This window comes from Streptomyces mutabilis (genome assembly GCF_046628145.1).
GTDB lineage: Bacteria > Actinomycetota > Actinomycetes > Streptomycetales > Streptomycetaceae > Streptomyces > Streptomyces mutabilis.
Map to the genome: position 1 here is coordinate 7,730,985 of NZ_CP176874.1, position 20,771 is coordinate 7,751,755.

The window sequence follows — 20,771 nt, forward strand, 5'->3', positions numbered from 1 at the left end:
TGTGGGCGTCCTCCCTGATCGACGAGGCGGTAGGGCTCGGCTATGAGGGCGCGTACTCGACGTTCACCCGCGCACTTCGCCGCTATCGCGTCCGGCCGCACTGCGAGTCCTGTCATGCCTCGACCGGCCGCAACGTCGCAGTGATTGCGTATCCGCCGGGGTGAGGAGACCCAGTTCGACTGGCTGGAACCGCCCGATCCTTCAGGGAGGGGGTGGGCGGCACGCGCATCTACTCGTCGGGGCCCTCGTGCACTCGGACCGATGGAGGGCTGTGCTGGCGGGTTCGGAGGACTTCCCCCACCTGGTCCAAGCCTTGGACGATGTTGTGCGCAAGCTGGGCGGAACCGCCCGCCGGTGGCGCTTCGCGGTCAGCGTGGTCATGGCTGGGGCAGCGCAGGTGGCTCTTTGTGACGAAGGGAAAAGTCCGCTGACAACTGGCTCCGCATCGAGCTCGGCGTCGGCGTGATCAGCTCCGGCCGCCTGCTCACCCGCGGACGCCGGCCAGCACGCACCGCCGCCTGACACCGGTAACGGCCGTTCCCCGCTGCTCCTGGACCGTGACATCGGCGGCATACCCACGCGCCGTGTGCCAGCGGCCCCGTGTCCGATATCGCTCCCCCGGCTGGACCGGGCCGCCTTCCCCACCGCCCTACGAGGTTCTCGAGCCTCGAAGCGCGCCGCGGGGCACGGGCGCACCGTCTGGGGCAGCCCTGGTGGCGGCGAGAGCCAGATCCGGCGAGAGTGAAGGCACGCGACACCCTGCCAGCCCCTGCCGCTCACGCCCCCAAGGAGCACGATCATGTCCGGACGCCACACGCTCATCCGCAGCCTGCACGACGTGGGCCTGGCTGCCTGGTTCGGCGGCTCTTTGATGGGTGCGGTCGGCCTCAACGGGGCGGCCGAGGACGAGGGCCCCACGGTCGCCGCCCGGGCCCGGATCGCCTCGGTCGGCTGGACGAAGTGGGTACCGGTCAATGCCGCCGCCATCGGCGCGCACCTGATCGGCGGTGGCGGCCTGCTCGCCGTGAACGCCCACCGGGTCAGAACCCAGCACGGCGTGGGTGCCTCCACCACTGCCAAGACCGTCGTCACGGCGGCCGCTCTCGCCGCCACCGCCTACGCCCGCGTCCTCGGCAAGAAGGTGGAGCTGGCGTGCTCCTCCGCCCCCGAGGACAACGAGAAGGCCGGCCAGCACCCCATCGACCTGCACAAGGCGCAGCGTCAGCTCGCGTGCGCGCAGTGGGCGGTGCCGGCCCTCACCGGATGCCTCGTCGTCCTCAACGCCCTCCACGGGGAACAGCAGCGCCCTATGGAGCAATTCCACGGCATGTGGGAACACGCCCGTTCCATGACCCCGCTCGTCCCCTAAACAGTCCCACCGGCCGGAGCTTGCCTCCCAAGGCCAGAGGCGTTCGAAATCAATGCGATGTGGGCCGTCGACGGCACCTGGGAGCGGGTGTTCACCACTCTGCAGGACACGGCGTCGAAGGCGTGGCCAGTTCTTCGGAAGCAGGCTTCTACGTGTGCTTCCTTGCCACGCCAGTGCGCCTCCTCGTCCTACACCTGTGCCTTACGCTGTGGTCTCCGTGCGGCCAGGGAGGGGCACTGAGCCATGGGGGAATGCGCTGTGCGCGCCTACCTTCGCCGTGCCGTGGTGCCGGCCCGTCGTCCTATCCGCAGTGGGGGGCGGGTGACGTTCAGCGTCGGGGAACCGAGGAGTACAAGGTGACGACGAAGACGGACGTCCGTGTCCTCGATGTGAAGTACATGACACCGGCGGAACTCGGTGATGCGAAAGACATGACGCTGGCGGAACTCGATACGACGAACGAACCGGAGCACTGTCAGTACCTCACACTGACGCATCCTTGGAGAACGTCGCCGATGCTCCAGCGAGAACCACGACTTACGGCATGATGAAGTGGCAGCCGGGCGAGCAGCTTCGAGGTGCTGATGCCGACGTTGTCCTACTTTTCTCTGTCGAAGGGGATCAGGACGTCGAGGCGGTCGTCCCAGACGTCCCCAGCGGCCGAAGGGCGACGGGCGTCCCTCCGGCGACCCCATGTGCGCGCAGAGCATGAGGCCGGTCAGCACCGCGTCGTAGGTGGCGTCCCAGCCATAGCGCCGCAGCACGAGCAGTGGCGCCGCTGCGCGCCGATGATGTCCGGGAGCTGGGTGAGAACGACGGCGGGCGGGGGACCATGCCGGGCAGACGGAATGGGGTGGGGCAACGTGCGCAGGGACATGGGTGCCCTTCTTCGGGGTGCAGGCGGTTGAACCGTGTTTGGCGACGCCTGGGAGGATGGTTCGCATGACACGTGAGGACCTTATGAGCCATGATGCCGTCGATCCCCTGGTCGTGGTAGCTGCCGCAGTGGTCTCGGGGGGACGACTGCTGGTCGTGAGTAAGAAGTCGGCTCCTGAGGTGTTCTATCTGCCGGGCGGTAAGCCAGACCAGGGCGAGGAGGCATTGGAGGCGCTGAACAGGGAGTTGATGGAGGAACTCGGTGTCTCTCCCGTGGGGCCACGGCTTCTTGCAGAAGTTGAGGCTGTGGCTGCGCTGGAGGGAATTCCGATGCGGATGACGGTGTTTGAGGCAGGCCTCAGCAGTGAGCCGCATCCTGCAGCTGAATTGACAGGCATGCGGTGGATTTCCGGTTGCGAAACGGATGTGACGCTCGCTCCAGCCGTTCGGGATCAAGTTCTTCCGCTGTTGCGGAAGAGCGGACTCGTCAGCGAGTAGTGACTCGGTCGTTTTGCCTCAAGTCAAGTCGGGCGCCTCGCACGGGTCGCCTTGGCCGGAGCGGTAAGCCGTTCGCACTGCTTGGCGGCGAAGTCGATCGGGACGATCTCCAGCAACTCCTCGGTGATGGCCTCGCTGCCGTCCTCGATGGCCAGCACGGCGGCGCCGCGGATGAACTGGGACAGGCTGCCGCTCATGGCGCCGGTGCGATGGAAGAGGTAAACGCTCAATGTGCTCAGCGTGCCCGGCGGGTTCTAGTGAAGGCGGAGCATGGATTCCAGTGTGCTGACCAGGCCCCGCCACCCGTCCTTGTCGCCGGTGGTGGCGTAAACAGTCCCTAACCAATCCGTTGGACGTGGCGGTGAGTGATCACGCATACGGCGGGTCCGAGGAATGCTTCGTGGATGTCGTCGCGTCTTTCCCAGCGGATGCGTAGGCGGCGGAAGCCGTGGAGCCAGGCGATTGTGCGCTCGACGACGTGGCGGAAGATGCCCAGGCCGATGCCGTGAGGCTCGCCCCGTTTTGTGATCATGGCCATGTAGACACATTCCAGGGCGGCCTGCTCGTTGGGGGAGTGGCCACGGGCCTTGACCCCCCGCCGGATGCGGGCGTTCACCGACTCGATCGCGTTGGTGGTGCGGAAGTACCCGGAAATCGTGAAGTTGTCGAGCCTGGGAAGAGTTCACTCCCTTCCTGCGGTTCGATACCGAGATCCGCCGCATCGTCTGTCCTGAACGGGATCGTGTGGAAGTTCCGCACCGGCACGGGCCTGGCGGGACGTGCCCGAGCGCTACGGGCCGTGGACCACGCTGCATACGCGTTTTCGCAGGTGGGCGACGGACGGGACGTTCGCGCGGATGCTGCGGGCCGCGCTCGTGAAGGCAGACGCGGCGGGGTGACATCGAGTGGCTGGTCTCGGTCGACTCCACCATCGTCCGGGCCCACCAGCATGCGGCCGGGGCCCGAAAAGGGGGCTCCGCACACGATCCCCGAGCGGACCGACCAGGCCCGGCGAGGCAGCCGCGGCGGCCGCCCGCCGGCCTTCGACCGCCAGGTCTACAAACACCGCAACGTCGTGGAACGGTGCTTCAACCGCCTGAAGCAGTGGCGGGGCATCGCCACCCGCTACGACAAGACCGCCCAGTCCTATGAAGCAGCCGTCACCCTCGCCTCACTCCTGATGTGGGCAGTGACATTTGACGACAGAACCTAGTACTGCAACGGTGCTTGCCGTGACTGGTGGCCAGGTCAGGGGATGTGTCCGCGTCGTTTGTAGTGGCTGGTGCGGGCTTGGTGTTGTCGTCGGCGGCGCCAGGTCGACCAGTGCAGGATGTGCTCGATGGGTGTGGGCCGGCGGTTGGTGAGGCGGGCGATCAGCCGTCGTATCTCGGCGAGGCTCAGGTGGATGAGCTGGGAGGATCCGTTTCTGCTTTCCCGGCATCCAGCTCGCGGGCTCGCAGGACGGTCAGGCAGGCGTGGGCGGCCATGGCGAGGGTCATGTGGCGGTGCCATCCGGGATAGCGGCGGACCTGGTAGTCGTCCAGGCCGCATTCCTGCTTGGCGCTCTGGAAGCACTCCTCGATGGCCCACCGGCTGCCCGCGATGCGGATCAGGTCATCCAGTGTGGTTCCGGCGGGGCAGTAGGCGATGTAGTAGGAGATCTCCTGCGGGCGGGCAACGCTGCGGCGGGCGATCACCCAGTGGCGGCGGTCGGGCCGGTGCCAGGGCCGCACCTCGACGCGTGCCCAGTCGTAGATCCGCTGGCCGTGAGCTCCGGTGCCACAGGAACGACGTTTCCATTTCTGCCGGGCGAGGCCGTTGAACAGGTCGTGGACGGGATGGTCGATCGCCCAGCGGGTGACCACGGTGTCGTGCCGGGTGGTGGCCATGACGTGGAAGACGTCCGCCCGTTCCAGCTCGGACCGCCAGCCCTTGGAAAAGCCGTAGGCGGCGTCCGCGGTCACCCACCGGAACGGGATCTTGTCTGCGATCGCGCGGCGGACCATCGCCTTGGCCATGGCCACCTTGGTCTCGAAGGCGACCTCGTCGCCGATGCCGACCCGGCGGCATCTTTCCCGGTCGTCGGTCCATGAGGTGGGCAGATACAGACGCCGGTCGATCAGCGTCCGCCCACGGTCGGTGGCATAGGCGAGGAAGACGCCGACCTGGCAGTTCTCCGTCCGCCCCGCGGTGCCGGAGTACTGCCGCTGCACTCCTGCCGACCGCGTCCCTTTCTTCAGGAAGCCCGTGTCGTCCACGACGAGGACAGCGTCCGGGTCGCCGAGGTTGTCGACCACGTACCGGCGCACGTCGTCGAGCACCTCGTCGGCGTCCCACTCGATCCGGTTCAGCATCCGGTGGATGCGGTCCGGGCCAGCGTGACCGGCTTCCTCTGCCAGCGTCCAGCCGTTCTTCCGCTGCAGCGGAGCGATCAGGCCCCGCATATAAGCCAGTGCCGACTCCCGAGGCTCCGATCTGCTGAAACGGTGCACGAACTGCCCATGCACAGATTCCAGTTCACCCGCCCACAACCTGACATCAGAAAGGGCCCCACCCATAACCACACCAACGACCAACCTGGCCACCAGTCACGGCAAGCACCGTTGCAGTACTAGGTGGTCGAGGATCCTGTCGGCCGCGGACTTCTGGACTCCGAACAACGGCGCCACCCGCCGCAACGTGAGTGTTGTGCGCCAGCGCGTCGCCACCAGCAGCCCCGGTCCTCGAGGGGCAACCGCCACGGCCGGCCACGCCGGACGTCGCCACCTCGACGCCGCACCAGTGCCACCAGCCTGGCGGCGCCGGTGGCGCGGACCTGACGGGTCGCACCCTCACGGAGCTCGTCGAATACTCACGGGGTGCTGCCATGGTGCTGGTGGTCCGAGAACGGAGGGGTGCTCAGCGACCAGCCGGTGCGCCAACTCGGCACCCTTCCTTGCCGAGGATGCGAGCACACCGGAGCGTCTCATCAGGTCATGCCGTGAGTGACCGCCGCCGGCTCCAGGAGCGGCATCGCACAGGAATCGGAAAACTACTCGGGTACCCGTCAGCTCGGAGGCGGACTACCGTCGTGGACGGTGTTTTCCGTCCGCCTCTTACGCGGTGAATGGCTCTGTGGAAATGTGGTGCGACGCCCGGTCAAGGGAGGAACGTGCGAGCGAACACCGTTTGCGTGATCGGGGCGCCGACGCTACGACACCCCACCGACAAGAACCCAGCCTGGGCCGTCATCTTTGCATCCTGCCTGACCTACAAGACCGGAAGAGACGGCCTAGGTGAGATGGGGCCGGGCTGACAGGCTGCACTCGTGGCCCTCAACGATGCATGGACGCCGGTTGGGGCCGAAACCACCCCCGAGCAGACCAGGGAGGCTGCCGTTTTCCGGCGCTGGCGGCCTCGGGACCGGCCCAATCTCGCCGCACTCTGAGCGCAGGGTCTGACATTCGGATCGGGCAGCACGTTCATGTGGTCGACAATGAGCGCATGGACGTCCCTGAGTTGCTCGAAGCAGCTTCCCTGCTGGTTCCGGAAGAGGCCGCCACCGAGAACGACATCACGGTGCGAGACATCTGGGACTACCTCGTCCACGACGAGTGGGAGGTCGCCCTGGGCCTGCTGGAGGAGCTCGGGGACGCTCGCTCGCTCCCTCTGGCCTTCTGGGAGCAGCTCGCCGAAGCGGCCGAGCAGCTCCGGCTGGAGCGGAGCGCAACGTGGTGCCATTGGCGATGCTCCGAACTCCGCAACGGTGTGATCCGGGCGGATCTGACGCTCCGCCCTACCGCCGAGGCGCCACGCACGACGCCCATCTCCGGCGCCGGTGTTCTGCGGCCCATGTGGGACATCGGACACCTCTCACCCACCGGCGGACGCGCGGTCAGCATCGCTGGGCTCTGGGTTGAGAACATGCCCATGCTGGAGCCCGGCGGGCGAGCCACGGTTCGCCTTGTGCCCCTCACTCCCTCCCACTGGACGCACGTCCAGCCCGGCCAGCAGATCACCATGCACGAGGACCGAGCCGTGGCCGGCACCGCAGTCATCCTGGAGGGTTGCCTTCCTGCCACCACCATGCCCGCGCGATGAGATGAGCCGCTGTGGCACGTATCTCCGTACGTGGTGGTGCACCCAGACCGGGTATGCGGACAGGCGGTGCAGCCTGCTGGACAGTCTGAGGAAATGACACCGACCTGAGACACCGTCGGCCGACACCGCGTGAGACTGAAGAGGGACGTCCAGGTCACAGCGTCGGCACATGACACCGATAGCGAGAACGCACACCAACGGCCCTGGACGGCGCACAGAACGCTGAGCCCCTGCCGCGCGGACACACTGCCTCACGCGGTAGCGAGATCGGCCCTCAGCGGCCCACACAGCCGATCACGAACGGATGCTCTCATGGGCACCCTCGGAGACGGCCTCGACCGCGCCGTCCAGCAGGCTTTCACCCGCCCGTACCCAAGTCGGCCGGCGCGCAGATGTGCTACCCGGCGACAGCGAATTTCGTCCACGAGCTGTCCTCGGCGTCCGCCCGGTACCGTGAAGTCGGGCGCCTTCTACGCGTTGCGGGCGCTCAAGCGCGTGCTGACCGCCTGGGGTGTTCTCGGTTGAAACGGCTCTGCCCCCTACCCCGCGGCAGTCGCGGAGCAGAGGGCAATGGCTTCGAGCGCCGCACGGCTACGGCACGAGGACGACCTTGCCGACGACGGTGCCGGATTCCGCCAGCCGTATCGCTTCGCCGACCTCGGCGAGCGGGACGCGCGCGGCGACCTGGGGGACAAGTGCGCCGTCGGCGAGCAGGGCGAAGACCTGGGCCAAGTCGGCGTGCAGCCTGGCCCGGAAGGTGTCGAGTCGGCGCCGCCCGGCCCAGATGTTGTAGAAGTGGGCCCCCTTGCCGTTGGGGAGCGCGTTCCACAGCATCAGGCGGGTGAGCAGCTTGAGGACCGGTGCCCTCGACGAGCCCTGGACGTCGCGGGTCGAGGCGGTGCCGTAGGAGACGAGGGTGCCCTTGGGGGCGAGCAGGCGGTAGGAGGTGAGGATGCCCTCGCCGCCGACGTGGTCGAACACCGCGTCGTAGCCACGCGGGGCGTGTCCGCTCAGTCGGTCCTCCAGGTCGGGGTCGCGGTAGTCGACGGGGACGGCGCCCAGCGCCCGGACGGCGTCGTGGTGCTTGGCCGAGGCAGTGCCGACGACTCGTGCGCCGGCGATGCGGGCGAGCTGGACCAAGGTGGAGCCGACGCCACCGTTCGCGCCGTGCACCAGGATGACCTGGCCGGCCTGAACCTTGGCGAGGCGGTGGAGCATCTGCCAGGCGGTGATGCCGTTGACCACGAAGGTCTCCGCCTCGGCAGAGTCGACGGACTCGGGTATCTCGGTGAGGTCGCCGGCGTCGACGGTGACGTGGCTGGCCCAGCCCCCGATCTTGGTCAGTGCGGCGAAGCGCCGCCCCAGCAGCTCGCCGGGCACGCCTTCCCCCACGTCGATGACCCGTCCGACGAGGTCGTAACCGGGGATGAAGGGGAAGGGGGGCTGGTCGTAGTACTTGCCGCGGCGCATCTGCTGCTCGGCGAAGGAGACTCCGGCGGCCTCCATCGCCAGGACTACCTGCCCGGGGCCGGCCGGGCGGACGGGTCGGGTGCGGACCTGGATGCCCTCCGGGTCGACGATGCCGGGGAGCACCGCTTCGGTGACGGTCGTGGTGAAGGCGGGGGTGCGGGCGTGTGAGTCGTTCATGGAAGTGCTCCTTGTTGCGGGAGGGGCAGTACGTGGGCAGGGCGGGCGCGGGCGGGAGGGGGGGAGGTCAGAGGGCGGTGTCCGGGATCCACGAGCCGTGAATCATGGCGGGTACCCGCCGGGGGAGGTGGACTGTGGCGATCGGGGGCACGGTGAGGTCGGAGGCGTCGAGAACGAGCATCTTCGACGCGTCGGTGTTGAGGTCGCTCACGATGGTCAGGAGGTAACCCTCGTCCTCGCCGGTGGTCCCGTCTGCCTGGACGAAGACCGCCTCGCTGGGGAGTTGGCCGGTGCCGACGGGCAGCAGCTGGCGGGCGCCGGTGACGCGGTCGTACTTCACCAGGCTGTGGTTGCCGACGCCGAGGTCGTCGGGGAACGACAGGGCGTACTGGAAGCGGTGCTCGCTGCCGGTGAAGTTGTCGTTGATCGTGGGGAACTCCACGGTCAGGTCGTCGATCTGCTGCTCGTGGACGGTCCCGGCGACCAGGTCGACGGTCCAGCGGCGGCTGCGGGATCCGGAGTTCGGTTCGGCGCCCCGGTCCTCAGCACCGACCCACCAGTTCCAGGACCGCTGCCAGCCCTCGCGGCCCACTGTGGGGCCCTCGACGACGATGTGACCGCGGGCGTCCTCGTAGGCGTTGGCGAAGTGCATGCCGTAGCCCTGGGCGATCTCGAACCAGCGGATCTGCGGGGCACCGCCCGCTCCGCGCGGCATGACGCCGATCCGGGTGGCCTGTGCGTCGTTCCACCCGTACGGGATTCCGGAGTGTTCGGTGGGGTCGAAGGTGACCGAGCCCTCCAGGAAGACCACGTAGTGCTCGGTGATCGCGAAGTCGTGCTTCAGTGCGGCGCTCGCGCCGGGCACCTCCTGGCTGTCCAGCACCTCGCCGTCGGCGAAGGCGACGTGGTGGATCAGGTACGGGGGGAAGGGGGAGGAGGCGAAGAAGTGCAGCTCGCCGCTGGCCGGGTCCTCCTTGGGGTGGGCGGTCATGGCGGAGGTGAGCTTGCCGCCGAAGTCGTAGGCGCCGACCGTCTCCAGGTCGGCCGTCAGCTCGAAGGGCAGGGCCGCTTCCGACAGGGCCAGCAGGCGCCCACCGTGCTCGATGACGTGCGTGCCGGCAGTACTGACTGTCAGATCCGGTCCCCGGTCGGTCATGTAGGGGGCGCCATCGAGCGCGGGGGTGTGGACCCACCGGTTGCGGTACCACTCGGCGCGTCCCTCGTTGAGGCGGATGCCGTGGACCATGCCGCTGCCCTTGAACCAGTGGGTGGGGGTGATGCCGGGCTTGGGGTTGTGGCTGTTGCGGATCAGTCGGCCGGTCAGGTCCGGCGGCAGGGTGCCTTCCACGGTCAACTCAGTCGCGGTGATCTCGTCCGCGACGGGGCGGTAGTGACCGGTCAGGTAGGGCTTGCTCGTCATCATGACCTCACGTTCGGGAGAAGTATCAGCGGTGATCAGTGAGTGGTTAGCCACTCACTTTTTAGCTCTGATGGAGGCGACCGCTGGTCCGCAGACCTGGGCGGCCGCCTTCCGTGAGCCGGATCAGTAATGCACGATCCCGGCCGTCAGGGTGCGGGTCCAGGGTGCCGAGACCGCCCCGGCATCGATGGACACCAGCAGGTGGCAGAGCATGCCGACAGCGAAGAACTCCTGCACCTGCGCCTCGCTGCCCCCTGATGCGCTGCGGACGTACTCGACGGTGCGGGCGTAACCCGCCCGGACCGCCTCACGGACGGCCGGCTCGGACACCGCGGCTGCCTGGGCATGCAGCTGGACCAGCATCAAATCGTTGTCGCTGATCAGACGCGCATAGGCGTCGCCCATCGAGGCGAGCACCGCTTCGGGCGCGCTGCTCTCGGCCTTTGCCGCGCCGCTTTCGAGGGCGGCGCGCACCCGGACGAAGCAGTGTTCGACGACTGCGGTGAACAGGGCTTCCTTGTTGGGGAAGAGGCGGTAGACGTACGCCTGCGAGATGCCAGCAGCCTTGGCCACCTCTGACGTGGTGGTCCCGAAGTATCCCCGGGCCGCGAAGGCCCCGATGGCGGTGCGCAGGACTGTCTCCCGGCGCTCGTCGGCCGTGGACAGTTGGCGGCGTCGTTCCGTCTTCATGTGAGTACTCAATCACTCACTCTCGTGGGTGTCAAGCGTGCGCCTCGCTGACGGCTCGCGGGCAACGGCATGCCGCGTCCGGTCGGCGGCTGTCGCCCTGACGGCGAACGTTGCCGCATGACGGTGGACGCTCACTGCCTCGGGCCGCGGCTTTCCGCAACGCTTGCGCAGGGGTTGGGTCGCTGCCTGACGCCGGTCCCGGACCGGTCATGCACCGGCAACCCGTCGATCGCCCCGCAGGAGTCGGCCCTCGGTCCAATGCTCCTCAGGGCCTGACTGCCGCCGTCTCGCCGCACGGATCGCCGTGCGGATCCTCGTCGTGCCTCCCGCACTCGCAGGTGCTGATCGCTGGCCTGCACATGGCCGCCGCACCTACGGCGGGGGAGAAACCGACTGCCCGGAGCGCACCCGACTTCCGTCGCGGCAATGAAGGGCGGGGACCCCGGTCTTCTGCCGCGCGCTCTCACGGCGCGGTCGGCGGCCCCGGGCGGCCAAGCGCCGAAGAGCGCTGACGTCGACGTCGGCCCGACGGGTGGCGGGCGAGCGGGACGTAGTTGACGCCCAAGGAGAGGGAGTGGTTGACTACTCACACGTCGAGAGGCGGGTCGGGGCTCGAATGCCCCGTCGTCCGGCTTCCTCGTGCAGCAACTGCATGTGTCATCAGCTGGAGTCTGGCACAAGTCCATGGTGAGTGAGCGACCACACTCACGCATTGTGGCGATGTCCTCCCTTAATGACCTCGAAGGAACTGTCATGCTCACCACCGTCACCGCATTCCTCGCCGCGCTGCCCCTGGCGTTCGGAAATGCAGGGCCCGCACCGATCGGCATCGATGAGGCGGCCCCTGTCATCACTCGGGACGACATCGTCATCCACGCCCCGCTGGAGCGCGTCTGGCGTGTCCAGACCGACGTCGAGAACTGGCCGGCCTGGCAGTCGAACGTCAGCTCCTCGGTCAAACAGACCCCCGGGAGGCTGCGCCCGGGCTCCTCGTGGGTCTGGTCCACCGAAGGGCTGGAGGACATCACCTCGACGGTGAAGCAGGTGCAGCCCAAGCGCCGCATCGTCTGGGGCGGACCGGCCCAGGGCATCACCGCGATCCACGTGTGGACCTTCACCCAGGCCAAGGACGGAGTCCACGTACACACTGAAGAGTCCTGGACCGGTGCGCCCGTCAACGCCAACACCGAGTACCTTCAGGAAGCTCTGGACGCCTCACTGGACCACTGGCTGCACAACCTCAAGCAGCAGTCCGAGCAGCGCCACCCCAAGCCCGGAATGTCGAGCGGACAGCGTTCCTGAACGGCAGCCGCGGCAACACGCCCTTGTCTCCGGTCCCGCTGGCCGCCATGGCCCCTGCCACCGGTGAATCCGCCCGGCAGTGCAGGGAGCCGCGCAGCGCACCGCCCGGCCGCCGGCCGCTTGAACCCGGAACCCGAATGATGCGCAGCCCGCCGTGACGACCCCCCGGCGCGGCGGGCGGATTGCCTGCTCACCGCAGCAACAACCCCTCGGCACCGGTGAACCGCCCTCCGCGCAGCGCGACCGCAACAGCCCCGGACAGCATCGCGAAAGGCATCATGTCCACCCCCGTTTGCCCACCACGCCCGTATCACCCAGGACTCCTCCTCTCCCTTCTGGCCGGCGCGCAGTTCCTCGTCGTGCTCAACACATCCATCGTGAACGTCGCCCTGCCCGCCATCGGACAGGACCTGGACCTCACACCGGCCGGTCTGACCTGGACTGTCAACGCCTACCTCATTGCCTTCGGAGCACTGCTGCCCCTCGGCGGCCGTCTCACCGACCTCCTCGGACACCGCACAGCCTTCCTGTCCGGCCTCCTCATCTTCACCACCGGATCCTTGGCCGCGAGCATCCCCTCAAGCGCCGGGCCGCTCATCACCGCCCGCGTCATCCAGGGAATCGGCGCGGCCCTGCTCTCACCTGCCGGCCTGGCCATCCTGCTGGCCCACCAGCCACCGGGCCCCGGCCGCGGTAAGGCCCTGGGCATCTGGGGAGCGGCCTCGGCAGCGGGCGGAGCCGCAGGAGTCCTGCTCAGCGGGGCGCTCACCAGCAGCCTGGGGTGGTGGGCCATCTTCGCCATCAGCGCGCTGGCCGCCCTCCCCTGCCTCATGGCCACCCCCCTCCTCCTCGGCCCGAGCGAGCGCAAGCGCACCGCACGACTCGACGTGCCCGGCGCACTCACCGTCACAGCCGGCCTCACCCTCCTCGTCTACGGACTCGGCACCAAGGACGCGACCCCGCTGCCCGATTTCGTCCTCCCGGCAGCCGGCCTGATGCTGCTCTCGGCCCTCTTGCCGATCGAGCGACGCGCGAGGAACCCCCTGCTGCCCCCGGCACTGCTGCGCAACCGTTCCCTCGTCACCGGCAACATCCTGATGCTGCTGCTCGGAGGGGTATGGGTCGCCACCTTCTTCTTCCTCCCCCTCTACCAGCAGAAGGTGCTCGGCTACTCGCCCCTCGAAGCGGGCCTGACCCAACTCCCGCTCGCTGCCGCTCTCATGGCCGCATCCTGGGGCGCGGGACGCCTGTCCAAGACCCTCCTGCCCGGCCTGCTCGTACTCGCCGCCGGCTTGCTCTGGCTCGCTCGACTCCCCGTCGACGGCGCGTTCCTACCCGACCTGCTCGGCCCCTCTGTACTGATCGGCACCGGCCTGGGCTTGGCCTTCGTACCCCTGACCGCCCTGGGTGTCGCCGAAGTTGAGCCACGGCACGCCGGCATCGCAGGCGGACTGATCAACACCTCCAGACAGGTCGGAGGCGCACTCGGACTCGCAACCCTCACCCCCCTCGCAGCCCCGGTCACCCCCGCACTCACCGCCCAGGCGCACGGATACCGGCGCGCCCTCGTAGCAGCAGCCCTCATCACACTGCTCGCCGCCGCCACAAGTGCCATCCACCTGCTACGCGGCCGCACGGGTGAAGCCGCACCACTGCCCGGCAGGTCCTAAAACACCGGGCCCGAGCCGCCTCCCTCTCCCTCCACCCCTGATCCCCCCACCCCTCTCGCCCCGACCATTCACCCCTCTTGGAGAACACCATGGACATCGATCGCAGTGCCCCCGTCGTCGTCGAACTGCACCGGACCATGCACGCCCCGCTGGAAACGATCTGGCAGCTGCACACCGAAGTGGATTGCTGGCCGCAGTGGAACACCGGCATCGACACCGCCGTGCTGCACGGGCCCCTCGCCGTCGGCGCAGTGTTCGACTGGACGACAGCCGGCCTCGTCATCAGCTCCACCGTCGCTGAACTCAGCCCCAAGCGCCGCATCGTCTGGGGCGGCCCCGCCCACGGCATCACCGGCATCCACGTCTGGGAATTCGAGGAGACCAGCGACGGCGTGCAGGTGAGCACCCGCGAATCCTGGGCGGGCGCCCCCGTCGAAGCGAACCTTCACGCCATGCACCTCGCTCTCGAGGAATCGCTCCTGGCCTGGCTGCAGGTACTGAAGACCACCGCGGAGAACCGGAACTGACCCCAAACGACCCCTGCCGGAGGCGGGAGACGCAAGGCCCCGGCCAAGCGACTTCCCCGGCTCACCCCCTTCTCGGCCCCACCCCCTGTCTCTCGTTTCAGAACCGGCCCCGTCGACGACCAACCCGCACTGCGAAACGCCGACGACCGCCTGCTGATGTTCACCCGGACCGGCAGGGATTTCGTCGTCAGTGGCGCCACCCGGCCGGTCGTCACCGCCCGAGCCGGAAGGATCAGGCTGCGGCTCCTCAACGCGACCGCCGGCGATCACCTGCTCCTCGCCGTCACTGCGGTGAACGGGAAGAGCTCGAGAATCCACCTCATCGCCACCGACGCCGGCCTAATCGAGCGGCCCGTCCCGCTCACCGAGATCCTCCTCGCGCCAGGGGAGCGCGCCGAGATACTGGTGGCAACCACCACACCGGGCCGCCTGACACTGCGTGTTATGCCGTACTCCGTCTACGGCGACGGCGGCCAGCAGAGCACCGACCGCGCGCTGGCCGGCATCGACATCCCCGCAGACCTGGCCCCGATCGCGCTGCCCGCCTCTCTCCTGCCCGTGGAGAAACTTGCCCCGTCCACCGACGTCCGCACCCGCCGGATCGTCCTGAACGGAGCCGGGGACGGCTCCTTCACCATCGACGGCCGAACCTTCGACCACGACCGCGTCGACCTGCGCGCAGGTCCTCGCCCGGGACGGCAGGCCAGAGCCGTTCCGCGCCTGGCGCGACACCGTCAATATCCCCGCGGGCACCACCGTCCGTCTCGCCGTACCCTTCCGCGGCAAGGGAGGCCGCACCGATCGGTGACGCCTGGGCGACCACCAACCCCCTCTTCGGCCTGGGCATGTCCATGGGCGCCCTGCACGCCACCCTCCTGCGCGACCTCCTGCGCACGGAGGGCACCGACGACGCGGAGAAGCTCGCCCTCCGGTTCGACGAGACCACCCGGGCCTCGCTGTCCCCGATGCAGCAGGGCCTGACGGGGTGGGACCGGCACCGGCTCGCAAGACGTTCACCGATCCCGCCCTGGCGGAAAAGGTCGCCGAACTCGGCCGCAAGGCACCGCACTACTCCGATCCGGGCCCATCCCGCGCCGAACTCCTGGCCGCCGTCGCAGGCACGGCCGTGTGAGCCTCCCGGCACTCGGGCGGCGGTTCGTGCGGGTTCCGGCAGCGAAGGGGCCGCACGGCCGGCACGGTCGTGGGGTGCGGGGGTTCAGCTCGGCATGGAAGGCGTGATCCACGGTCGGCGCGCTGACCGGCCCGAGACGCAGCCGCTCGACCCCGGCCTCCAGGCCGAGCACGAGGAGGCGGTGGATCCGGATGCGTCCTCCCGGCAGGTGAGGGTCCGTACGGTGAGTGGTTTCACTCCCGAGCTGGAGGCGACAGTTGATGACTGACGTGACGAGTGACACCGAGGCCGGGAGGGCCGCTGTGAGTGGCACGGGCGCCGTGGATGACGGGCTGGCCGCCGAGTTGGTTGCCCGAGCTCAGGCCGGTGGGGTGAAGCTCACCGGGGAGGGCGGCCTTCGGCAGCAGCTGACCAAGCGGTGCTGGAGTCCGCGCTGGAGGGCGAGCTCACTGATCACCTGGGCCATGTCAGCTAAAGGACTCACGCACGGGGAGATCTCCGCGCATCTCGCCGAGGTGACCGGTGCCTGTTGCGGTAGTTCTCCCGGCCGCCCTCGGCCCTCCCCGCCGACGCGGGGGTGCTCCGAACCGCGTGAACCCCTACGAGGGGCTGGAGGCGTTCTCCCCGCCGACGCGGGGGCGCTCCAATCGTCAGCCGCGCCGCGTGGGGCGCGAAGTTGTTCTTCGCCGAAGCGAAAGGGCTCCGCAATACATGTAGGTGGGCGGCGCCCTGGTCGTGCCCTCCCCGGCCAATGAGGGGGTGGTCCGGGACACCGCGACGGCATCGCGACCCACCGGACTGACAAATGGAACTGACCGGGCGGGCCGGCTACCCAGAGAAACGCTGGCACGCATCTGAGACGGCTCAGAGGGCGGATGGCTGGGAGAAGAGTCGCCTGGCGCCTGAGTGAGCCCGTACGCGATGCGTTCCTTATAACTCTGGAGTGGGGCTGGTAAGGCGCGGCCGTGGATCGATGCTTGTTTGCTCACGAGTTGCTGCAGCGTGTTCACGGCTGCGAGCGGTCTATCGACTTCGCCCTGCCAGTGAGCAAGTAGATGCCAGGCGGTGACCGTTTCGGGATCTGCTGGGCCGTAGACGCGACGGAAGTCGATGAGCAAGGGCTCCAGGTCAGATGCTGCGGCGCCGGCGTCACCGTTTCACCGTGCCACAAGGCGAGATGCCTCCGGGCGAGGAGCGTGTCGGGATGGTCGATGCCCAACGATTCTGAGCGAGTGAGTATGAGATCCATAAGAGCAGCTGTACCGGCGGCACTGTCGCTCATCTGGCCCGGCAAGGCGCCGGACACAGCGAAGGAGAACCGCTGACACCAGGCCACCCCACTACTCACCGGCCGTCGACCGGACGGGTGGCAGGTGGCCGCGACCACCCGCTCCCGCAACTGCGGCTGCAGTATTAGGCGGACGGTGCGGCGGTGCCCGGAGGTGGAATAATGCTGCTCCAGCACGAAGTTCTTGGTCGGCTTGTCGGGGAGGAGCCCCACCGGGCATCCCCCGCCTTCATCGTTGGGGACCGAGTTTTCGGCGCTGCGACGCGAGCTGGCATCGCCGTCTCACGCCTCAACGTGGCTTCTTCTTGCCTGAGAGAACTATCCAGCGATTCAATGCGGCAGCGCGCTGTTCGCAGCCACCGCAGGGCCGCCGTATCGCCAGATGGGTAACTCGTTTGACTGCGTCGCCTAGGCCGATCTCCTCATCAATGAATCCAGGCAGCCGTACGCGCAGTGGTCTCTGCGTTGCGCCACGACGACTTGTTTCACGGTCTACCATTGTTCCTCCGCGATGGTCGTCTCTCAGATGATGGTATCGCGCTGTGGGCGCGGCGGATGCAATCTCTGAATGGTCAACAATTGACCATTCACTCGACGCCTCAAAAGTTGTTGTTGCCGACCTCCTGCGTCATCCTGTAAGAGGGATCTAACGCTCACAGAACGGCAACTGATATGGCGACTCTCATACTCAGTGCAGTGGACTGCTACGAAACCACCGACGGCGCGGGCGCTGACGATTTGTACATCAACGTCGACGGCGGTCGGGTTTTCGGTGTCGAGCAGATCGACGAGGAAGAATCAAAGTCCATCGGTGTATCTACGACCTTCGGCGGCGCCAAGGTTAAGGTCAGCCTGTGGGAGTATGACAGCGGCTCTGCTGATGACTTCATCGGCAGCTTCTTCCCTCATATAAGCCAGGCGGGAACGGGAGAGCACGCCGTCACCCTGACTGGTGACGGCTCGCACTATGAAGTCTTCTACACGGTTACGAATCCGTGAAGGAAGACAGACGAGAATGGCTCCGGATAATGACCCGGAGCCATTTTCTTTTTGGCGGTACCGATCCTCAGGGCAGCAACCCATCGGCGTGCGATGCTCTCCCTCACAGCGCTGCCCGCCACCGCACATCGACCTTACCTATCGCCACAGACCTGGTCCTAAGGACAAACAGTAACGTCGCCTGTGCACACGCTCCCGGGACCTGGCGTGTAACACACGCCGCCGCAGCATCTCTGGCCCGGGGCTGGCATGTCAGCCGACCTCCTCCTGCCGGTGACGAGTAGGGAAACTTCTTCCTACATTGACCCGGAGCAAGTACCGCCGGCGCGGCCGGAGGCGCGTTCGGTTGGTATTGGCGGACTTCATCTGAGGAACTCAGGCACAGCTCAGCTTTCCTGTAGTGGGGTCGTATTTTGCTTTCTGTCCCTGAGCGCAGCACTTTTTCTTGTCGCAGTGCTTTCCTTGTGGACAGTCCGCGTTCTTCTGACAGCACTCGCCGGGTGGGCAGCAGGAGTCATCGGAGCAGGAATAGCCGGGCGGGCAACACTTCTCCACGTATACGACCGTCGGATCGCTCCCGGGTTCACCTCCCGGCTCAACGTCCGGCGGGCCCTCAGTGCGCACCCTGCACGCGACTTGACCCTGGGGGCAGCAGCCGAGCGTCGTGGTGTACCGATCCTGAGGGCAGCAACCCGTCGGCGTGCAATGCTCTCCCTCACAGCACTGCCCGCCACCGCACAGCGGCCCCGGCTTGCAGCACCTGCCACCTACGCATTTCTCCCCTGGTAGACAGCACCTGTCGCCACAGACCTGGTCCTGAGGACAAACAATTCCGTCGCCTGTGCACACGCTCCCGGGACCTGGCGTGTAACACACGCCGCCGCAGCATTTCTGGCCTGGTGGACAGCACTTGCTCGGACCAAACCCGCTCGGAGCACAGCATGTGTGCCCGGGTTCACAGCACTTGCCTTCCCCACAGCATTCCCACCCGGGCGAACAGCAGCCGATGATCTGGCGCGCTGACGGGTACTCGTAGCCATAGCAACAGGTGGTTCCGTAGGGGCAGCAGCGGCGCTGTGGGCCGAAAAGGCACAGCTCACCCAGACAAGGTGGAGGCCCGGTGCACTTCTGCCTGCAAAATGGCTTGCATTCGTAGCTCTCCCAACCCTCCAGCCTGCAATCCCACATGCAGTCGTCGTAGCAATTGCTGGCCAGAGAGACGTTGGGGGAGGTACCCACCCCGGGGACTGACCGGTACGCGCCGCTCGTGCGGTACAGAGAGGCGCCCGCCGTAGCGGTCGGGACTGGCATGTCAGCCGACCTCCTCCTGCCGTCACCGGTCGTAGTACGGAGACAGCTTGGTGACGAGGAAGGGGAACTCTTCCGTCACATCGACCCGGACGAAGTACTTCTCTGTCACGTCGGTTGTCCGGTTCGTGTAGGCGAACACCACGTCTTGAATGCTCCTGCTGCCGCTGAGCCGCGAGGGCCGCGTCTCAATGGCCGTGAGGGCACGCCCCGATGCAAAGGCATGAGCGGTTTGCGTGTAGATCTGCGCGTATCGCACTGCGCAATAGTTGAGGGCACGGTGCTCGTCGGACGAGCCAGCGTTGTCTGCCATCTGCAATACCCGGTCGAAGAGCTCTCGGGAGGCCGAACGGAACGACTCCTCGTCGATGTCGTCCGGTTTGGGCAGCCCTGCGACGAGGGAGTCTGTGTCGAAGGCGTAGATTTGATCGAACGCCACAACGGGAAGCATGAGACCGTTGCAGAAGTCGGGCGGGGCGAAGGGGCCTCGTAGGCCAACCACCGCCTGGAGATCATTTGCCTGCGGTGACGGACCGATCGCGTCCACGAGCAGGCCGTAGTCTGCGGGATCACGCGGACGCAGGATGTATGTGTCAATCCCCTGGATCACCAGTACGTAGCACAGGTGCTTGGCGAGATAGCGACTCTGGGGGTCCGACAGAACGGCATGCAGAGCCTGCCTGTCCGTCAGGTTGGTCGTCTCGGCGCGGCCGGTCGCCTGGGCGAACTCTTTTTCTATTCCGAGACTGGGAATGCGGGGCTCAAGCCGGCCTACCGCATATACGAACGGCGGATACGCCTCGGAAGGACGGCCTGGGCCGTCAGTCGCAGAGACGACCCGACCACAACCACCACACCCGCAAGGCGATTTGTCGTGTGGTTGCGCGTACTCGTCGGCAGCCGATGATGCCAGTTTTACGCCAGGGGTGGATACCTCGGCGGAGGAAACCGTCACACTGCTCGTCGCATGCTCCACCGATGGATCGGGAGCAACAGGGGGCAACTCCGCAGCGGATATCGTGGGCTCGTCCATTAGCTCACCGCCTCCTTCCTTGATCAATACGGTGACCAGCGCTCCTGCCAGCTTCGTGATGCCAGCAACGACTCAAATGCACGCCCCGCGTTCATCAGGGGAGGAACGACCGATGTGCGGCGCGCTTGGTCCCCTTTCATCGCGGAAATCAGTGCTCCGGGCGCGGTCTTCGGAAGCTCGGACAAGATGAGAGTCACAGCACCAGTGACGATTGCAGCCGCCGCGCTAGTCCCACCGAACGGCCGGAGCATCCCGCGCGTGCCCAGGCTCATCAATCCGTCTGCTGCCACCCCGATGCCCCGCTGACCAATCGACCGTCCGACATTGGAAAGCCGCCAAGGCCGACCTTGGAGGTTGTAAGCCACGACAGGGAGAACTGATCGGTGACGGGTCACAACCGTGCTGTCGATTGTGCCGTCGTTGCCGGCGGCGGCTACCACGATCACACCATGAGCGGCCACATAGTTGAGTGCATCCTGCATGGCGCGATGTTCCTTGGACATACCTGGTGCCATTGAGAGGCTCATGTTCACGATCCGTGCACCGGCGTCCACGATCTCCCGCAGCGCGTCAGCCAGTTCCATCCATGTGGTGGTACCTGCAGCACGCGCTGCCGCAGAACGGAAGACGGAACGAGTGACAAGCGTGATCCCGGGGCAGATGCCCAATGCGCCCGACTGGCGCCCAGCCACCAGGACGCCTGCGACGGACGTGGCATGCGTAGCCGCGACGTCACGCGCCCCGATTTCTGCCACATCTCCTTGACAAGACCATTCGATCTTTGCGGCGGAAAATCCGGGATGCCTAACCACCACTGGCCCGTCCAGGAGACCCACCTTCAAATTAGCTGCTCCTACGCTTCTAACCATGAGTTTTGAGAGGCCCGCCATGGCTACGGGGGGCCGAGAGGTTACATGGGCGTCATGAATCAT

At 67.1% G+C, this 20,771-nt stretch carries 19 protein-coding genes and 4 pseudogenes; 13 read left to right on the top strand and 10 right to left on the bottom strand.

Annotated features, from left to right (window positions below; translation table 11 throughout):
- The first annotated feature begins 799 nt into the window (after window positions 1-799).
- The 3 genes from ACLIN4_RS34690 to ACLIN4_RS34700 all read left to right on the top strand — a co-directional run bounded on the left by ACLIN4_RS34690 (window position 800) and on the right by ACLIN4_RS34700 (window position 2,743).
- Window positions 800-1,369 (top strand): hypothetical protein, encoded by a 570-nt coding sequence (locus tag ACLIN4_RS34690; protein WP_107477246.1) that lies wholly within the window; start codon window positions 800-802, stop codon window positions 1,367-1,369.
- A 356-nt stretch (window positions 1,370-1,725) separates the two neighbouring features.
- Window positions 1,726-1,917: a hypothetical protein gene (locus tag ACLIN4_RS34695; protein ID WP_411576567.1), complete on the top strand. Its 192-nt coding sequence runs from the start codon at window positions 1,726-1,728 to the stop codon at window positions 1,915-1,917.
- 394 nt (window positions 1,918-2,311) lie between these two features.
- Window positions 2,312-2,743 carry an NUDIX hydrolase gene (locus ACLIN4_RS34700; protein WP_257101516.1) on the top strand — a complete coding sequence of 144 codons (432 nt, stop codon included), beginning with the start codon at window positions 2,312-2,314 and terminating at the stop codon, window positions 2,741-2,743.
- Between the two features lie 23 nt (window positions 2,744-2,766).
- On the opposite strand, the gene ACLIN4_RS34705 is transcribed toward ACLIN4_RS34700, so the two are convergent.
- The 3 genes and pseudogenes from ACLIN4_RS34705 to ACLIN4_RS34715 form a co-directional block, all read right to left on the bottom strand.
- Window positions 2,767-2,973: a hypothetical protein gene (locus tag ACLIN4_RS34705; RefSeq protein ID WP_143657514.1), complete on the bottom strand. Its 207-nt coding sequence runs from the start codon at window positions 2,971-2,973 to the stop codon at window positions 2,767-2,769.
- Window positions 2,974-3,080: 107 nt separating this feature from the next.
- A pseudogene (locus ACLIN4_RS34710) lies at window positions 3,081-3,266 on the bottom strand (IS5/IS1182 family transposase); the annotation flags it as partial.
- A pseudogene (locus ACLIN4_RS34715) lies at window positions 3,240-3,380 on the bottom strand (transposase); the annotation flags it as partial. The pseudogenes ACLIN4_RS34710 and ACLIN4_RS34715, both read right to left, overlap by 27 nt.
- Before the next feature lie 142 nt (window positions 3,381-3,522).
- Here ACLIN4_RS34715 and ACLIN4_RS34720 point away from each other — a divergent pair.
- Window positions 3,523-3,642, top strand: a complete 120-nt coding sequence (locus ACLIN4_RS34720) for a transposase (protein WP_107477245.1) — start codon at window positions 3,523-3,525, stop codon at window positions 3,640-3,642.
- Entirely contained in the window at window positions 3,639-3,956 is a 318-nt protein-coding gene (locus tag ACLIN4_RS34725; RefSeq protein WP_411576568.1) for a transposase, read from the top strand. The genes ACLIN4_RS34720 and ACLIN4_RS34725 overlap by 4 nt, the downstream gene beginning before the upstream one ends.
- A gap of 184 nt (window positions 3,957-4,140) precedes the next feature.
- Here the strand turns inward: ACLIN4_RS34725 and ACLIN4_RS34730 are convergent, their stop codons facing one another.
- Entirely contained in the window at window positions 4,141-5,301 is a 1,161-nt protein-coding gene (locus ACLIN4_RS34730) for an IS701 family transposase (protein WP_411575430.1), read from the bottom strand.
- 54 nt (window positions 5,302-5,355) lie between these two features.
- Window positions 5,356-5,537, bottom strand: a pseudogene (locus tag ACLIN4_RS34735) (transposase family protein); the annotation flags it as partial.
- A gap of 689 nt (window positions 5,538-6,226) precedes the next feature.
- Here ACLIN4_RS34735 and ACLIN4_RS34740 point away from each other — a divergent pair.
- On the top strand, window positions 6,227-6,823 hold the full coding sequence (locus ACLIN4_RS34740) for a hypothetical protein (RefSeq protein WP_107477367.1): 597 nt from the start codon (window positions 6,227-6,229) through the stop codon (window positions 6,821-6,823).
- A 591-nt stretch (window positions 6,824-7,414) separates the two neighbouring features.
- Here the strand turns inward: ACLIN4_RS34740 and ACLIN4_RS34745 are convergent.
- From ACLIN4_RS34745 to ACLIN4_RS34755, 3 genes are all read right to left on the bottom strand, one after another.
- Window positions 7,415-8,470 carry a medium chain dehydrogenase/reductase family protein gene (locus ACLIN4_RS34745; RefSeq protein ID WP_411576569.1) on the bottom strand — a complete coding sequence of 352 codons (1,056 nt, stop codon included), beginning with the start codon at window positions 8,468-8,470 and terminating at the stop codon, window positions 7,415-7,417.
- 67 nt (window positions 8,471-8,537) lie between these two features.
- Window positions 8,538-9,893: a carotenoid oxygenase family protein gene (locus ACLIN4_RS34750; RefSeq protein ID WP_382020249.1), complete on the bottom strand. Its 1,356-nt coding sequence runs from the start codon at window positions 9,891-9,893 to the stop codon at window positions 8,538-8,540.
- A gap of 120 nt (window positions 9,894-10,013) precedes the next feature.
- On the bottom strand, window positions 10,014-10,580 hold the full coding sequence (locus tag ACLIN4_RS34755; protein WP_289908182.1) for a TetR/AcrR family transcriptional regulator: 567 nt from the start codon (window positions 10,578-10,580) through the stop codon (window positions 10,014-10,016).
- A 753-nt stretch (window positions 10,581-11,333) separates the two neighbouring features.
- On the opposite strand from ACLIN4_RS34755, the gene ACLIN4_RS34760 reads away from it, so the two are divergent.
- The 7 genes and pseudogenes from ACLIN4_RS34760 (at window position 11,334) to ACLIN4_RS34790 (ending at window position 17,498) form a co-directional block, all read left to right on the top strand.
- The gene (locus tag ACLIN4_RS34760; RefSeq protein ID WP_289908181.1) at window positions 11,334-11,882 is read left to right on the top strand and encodes an SRPBCC family protein; all 549 of its coding nucleotides are present in this window, start codon (window positions 11,334-11,336) and stop codon (window positions 11,880-11,882) included.
- A gap of 218 nt (window positions 11,883-12,100) precedes the next feature.
- Window positions 12,101-13,552 (top strand): MFS transporter, encoded by a 1,452-nt coding sequence (locus ACLIN4_RS34765; protein WP_411576570.1) that lies wholly within the window; start codon window positions 12,101-12,103, stop codon window positions 13,550-13,552.
- Window positions 13,553-13,641: 89 nt separating this feature from the next.
- Window positions 13,642-14,079, top strand: coding sequence for an SRPBCC family protein (locus ACLIN4_RS34770; protein WP_289908179.1), 438 nt, complete (start codon window positions 13,642-13,644; stop codon window positions 14,077-14,079).
- Window positions 14,080-15,064: 985 nt separating this feature from the next.
- The gene (locus tag ACLIN4_RS34775; protein WP_382020241.1) at window positions 15,065-15,211 is read left to right on the top strand and encodes a hypothetical protein; all 147 of its coding nucleotides are present in this window, start codon (window positions 15,065-15,067) and stop codon (window positions 15,209-15,211) included.
- A 94-nt stretch (window positions 15,212-15,305) separates the two neighbouring features.
- Window positions 15,306-15,479 (top strand): hypothetical protein, encoded by a 174-nt coding sequence (locus ACLIN4_RS34780; RefSeq protein ID WP_382087195.1) that lies wholly within the window; start codon window positions 15,306-15,308, stop codon window positions 15,477-15,479.
- A pseudogene (locus tag ACLIN4_RS34785) lies at window positions 15,472-15,677 on the top strand (IS256 family transposase); the annotation flags it as partial. The gene ACLIN4_RS34780 and the pseudogene ACLIN4_RS34785, both read left to right, overlap by 8 nt.
- A gap of 1,518 nt (window positions 15,678-17,195) precedes the next feature.
- A complete protein-coding gene (locus tag ACLIN4_RS34790; protein WP_127434630.1) occupies window positions 17,196-17,498 on the top strand; it encodes a hypothetical protein in 303 nt (100 codons plus the stop codon).
- A gap of 1,333 nt (window positions 17,499-18,831) precedes the next feature.
- Here ACLIN4_RS34790 and ACLIN4_RS34795 read toward each other — a convergent pair.
- Window positions 18,832-19,839, bottom strand: a complete 1,008-nt coding sequence (locus tag ACLIN4_RS34795) for a hypothetical protein (protein WP_411576571.1) — start codon at window positions 19,837-19,839, stop codon at window positions 18,832-18,834.
- 23 nt (window positions 19,840-19,862) lie between these two features.
- Window positions 19,863-20,771, bottom strand: a complete 909-nt coding sequence (locus tag ACLIN4_RS34800; RefSeq protein ID WP_411576572.1) for a S8 family peptidase — start codon at window positions 20,769-20,771, stop codon at window positions 19,863-19,865.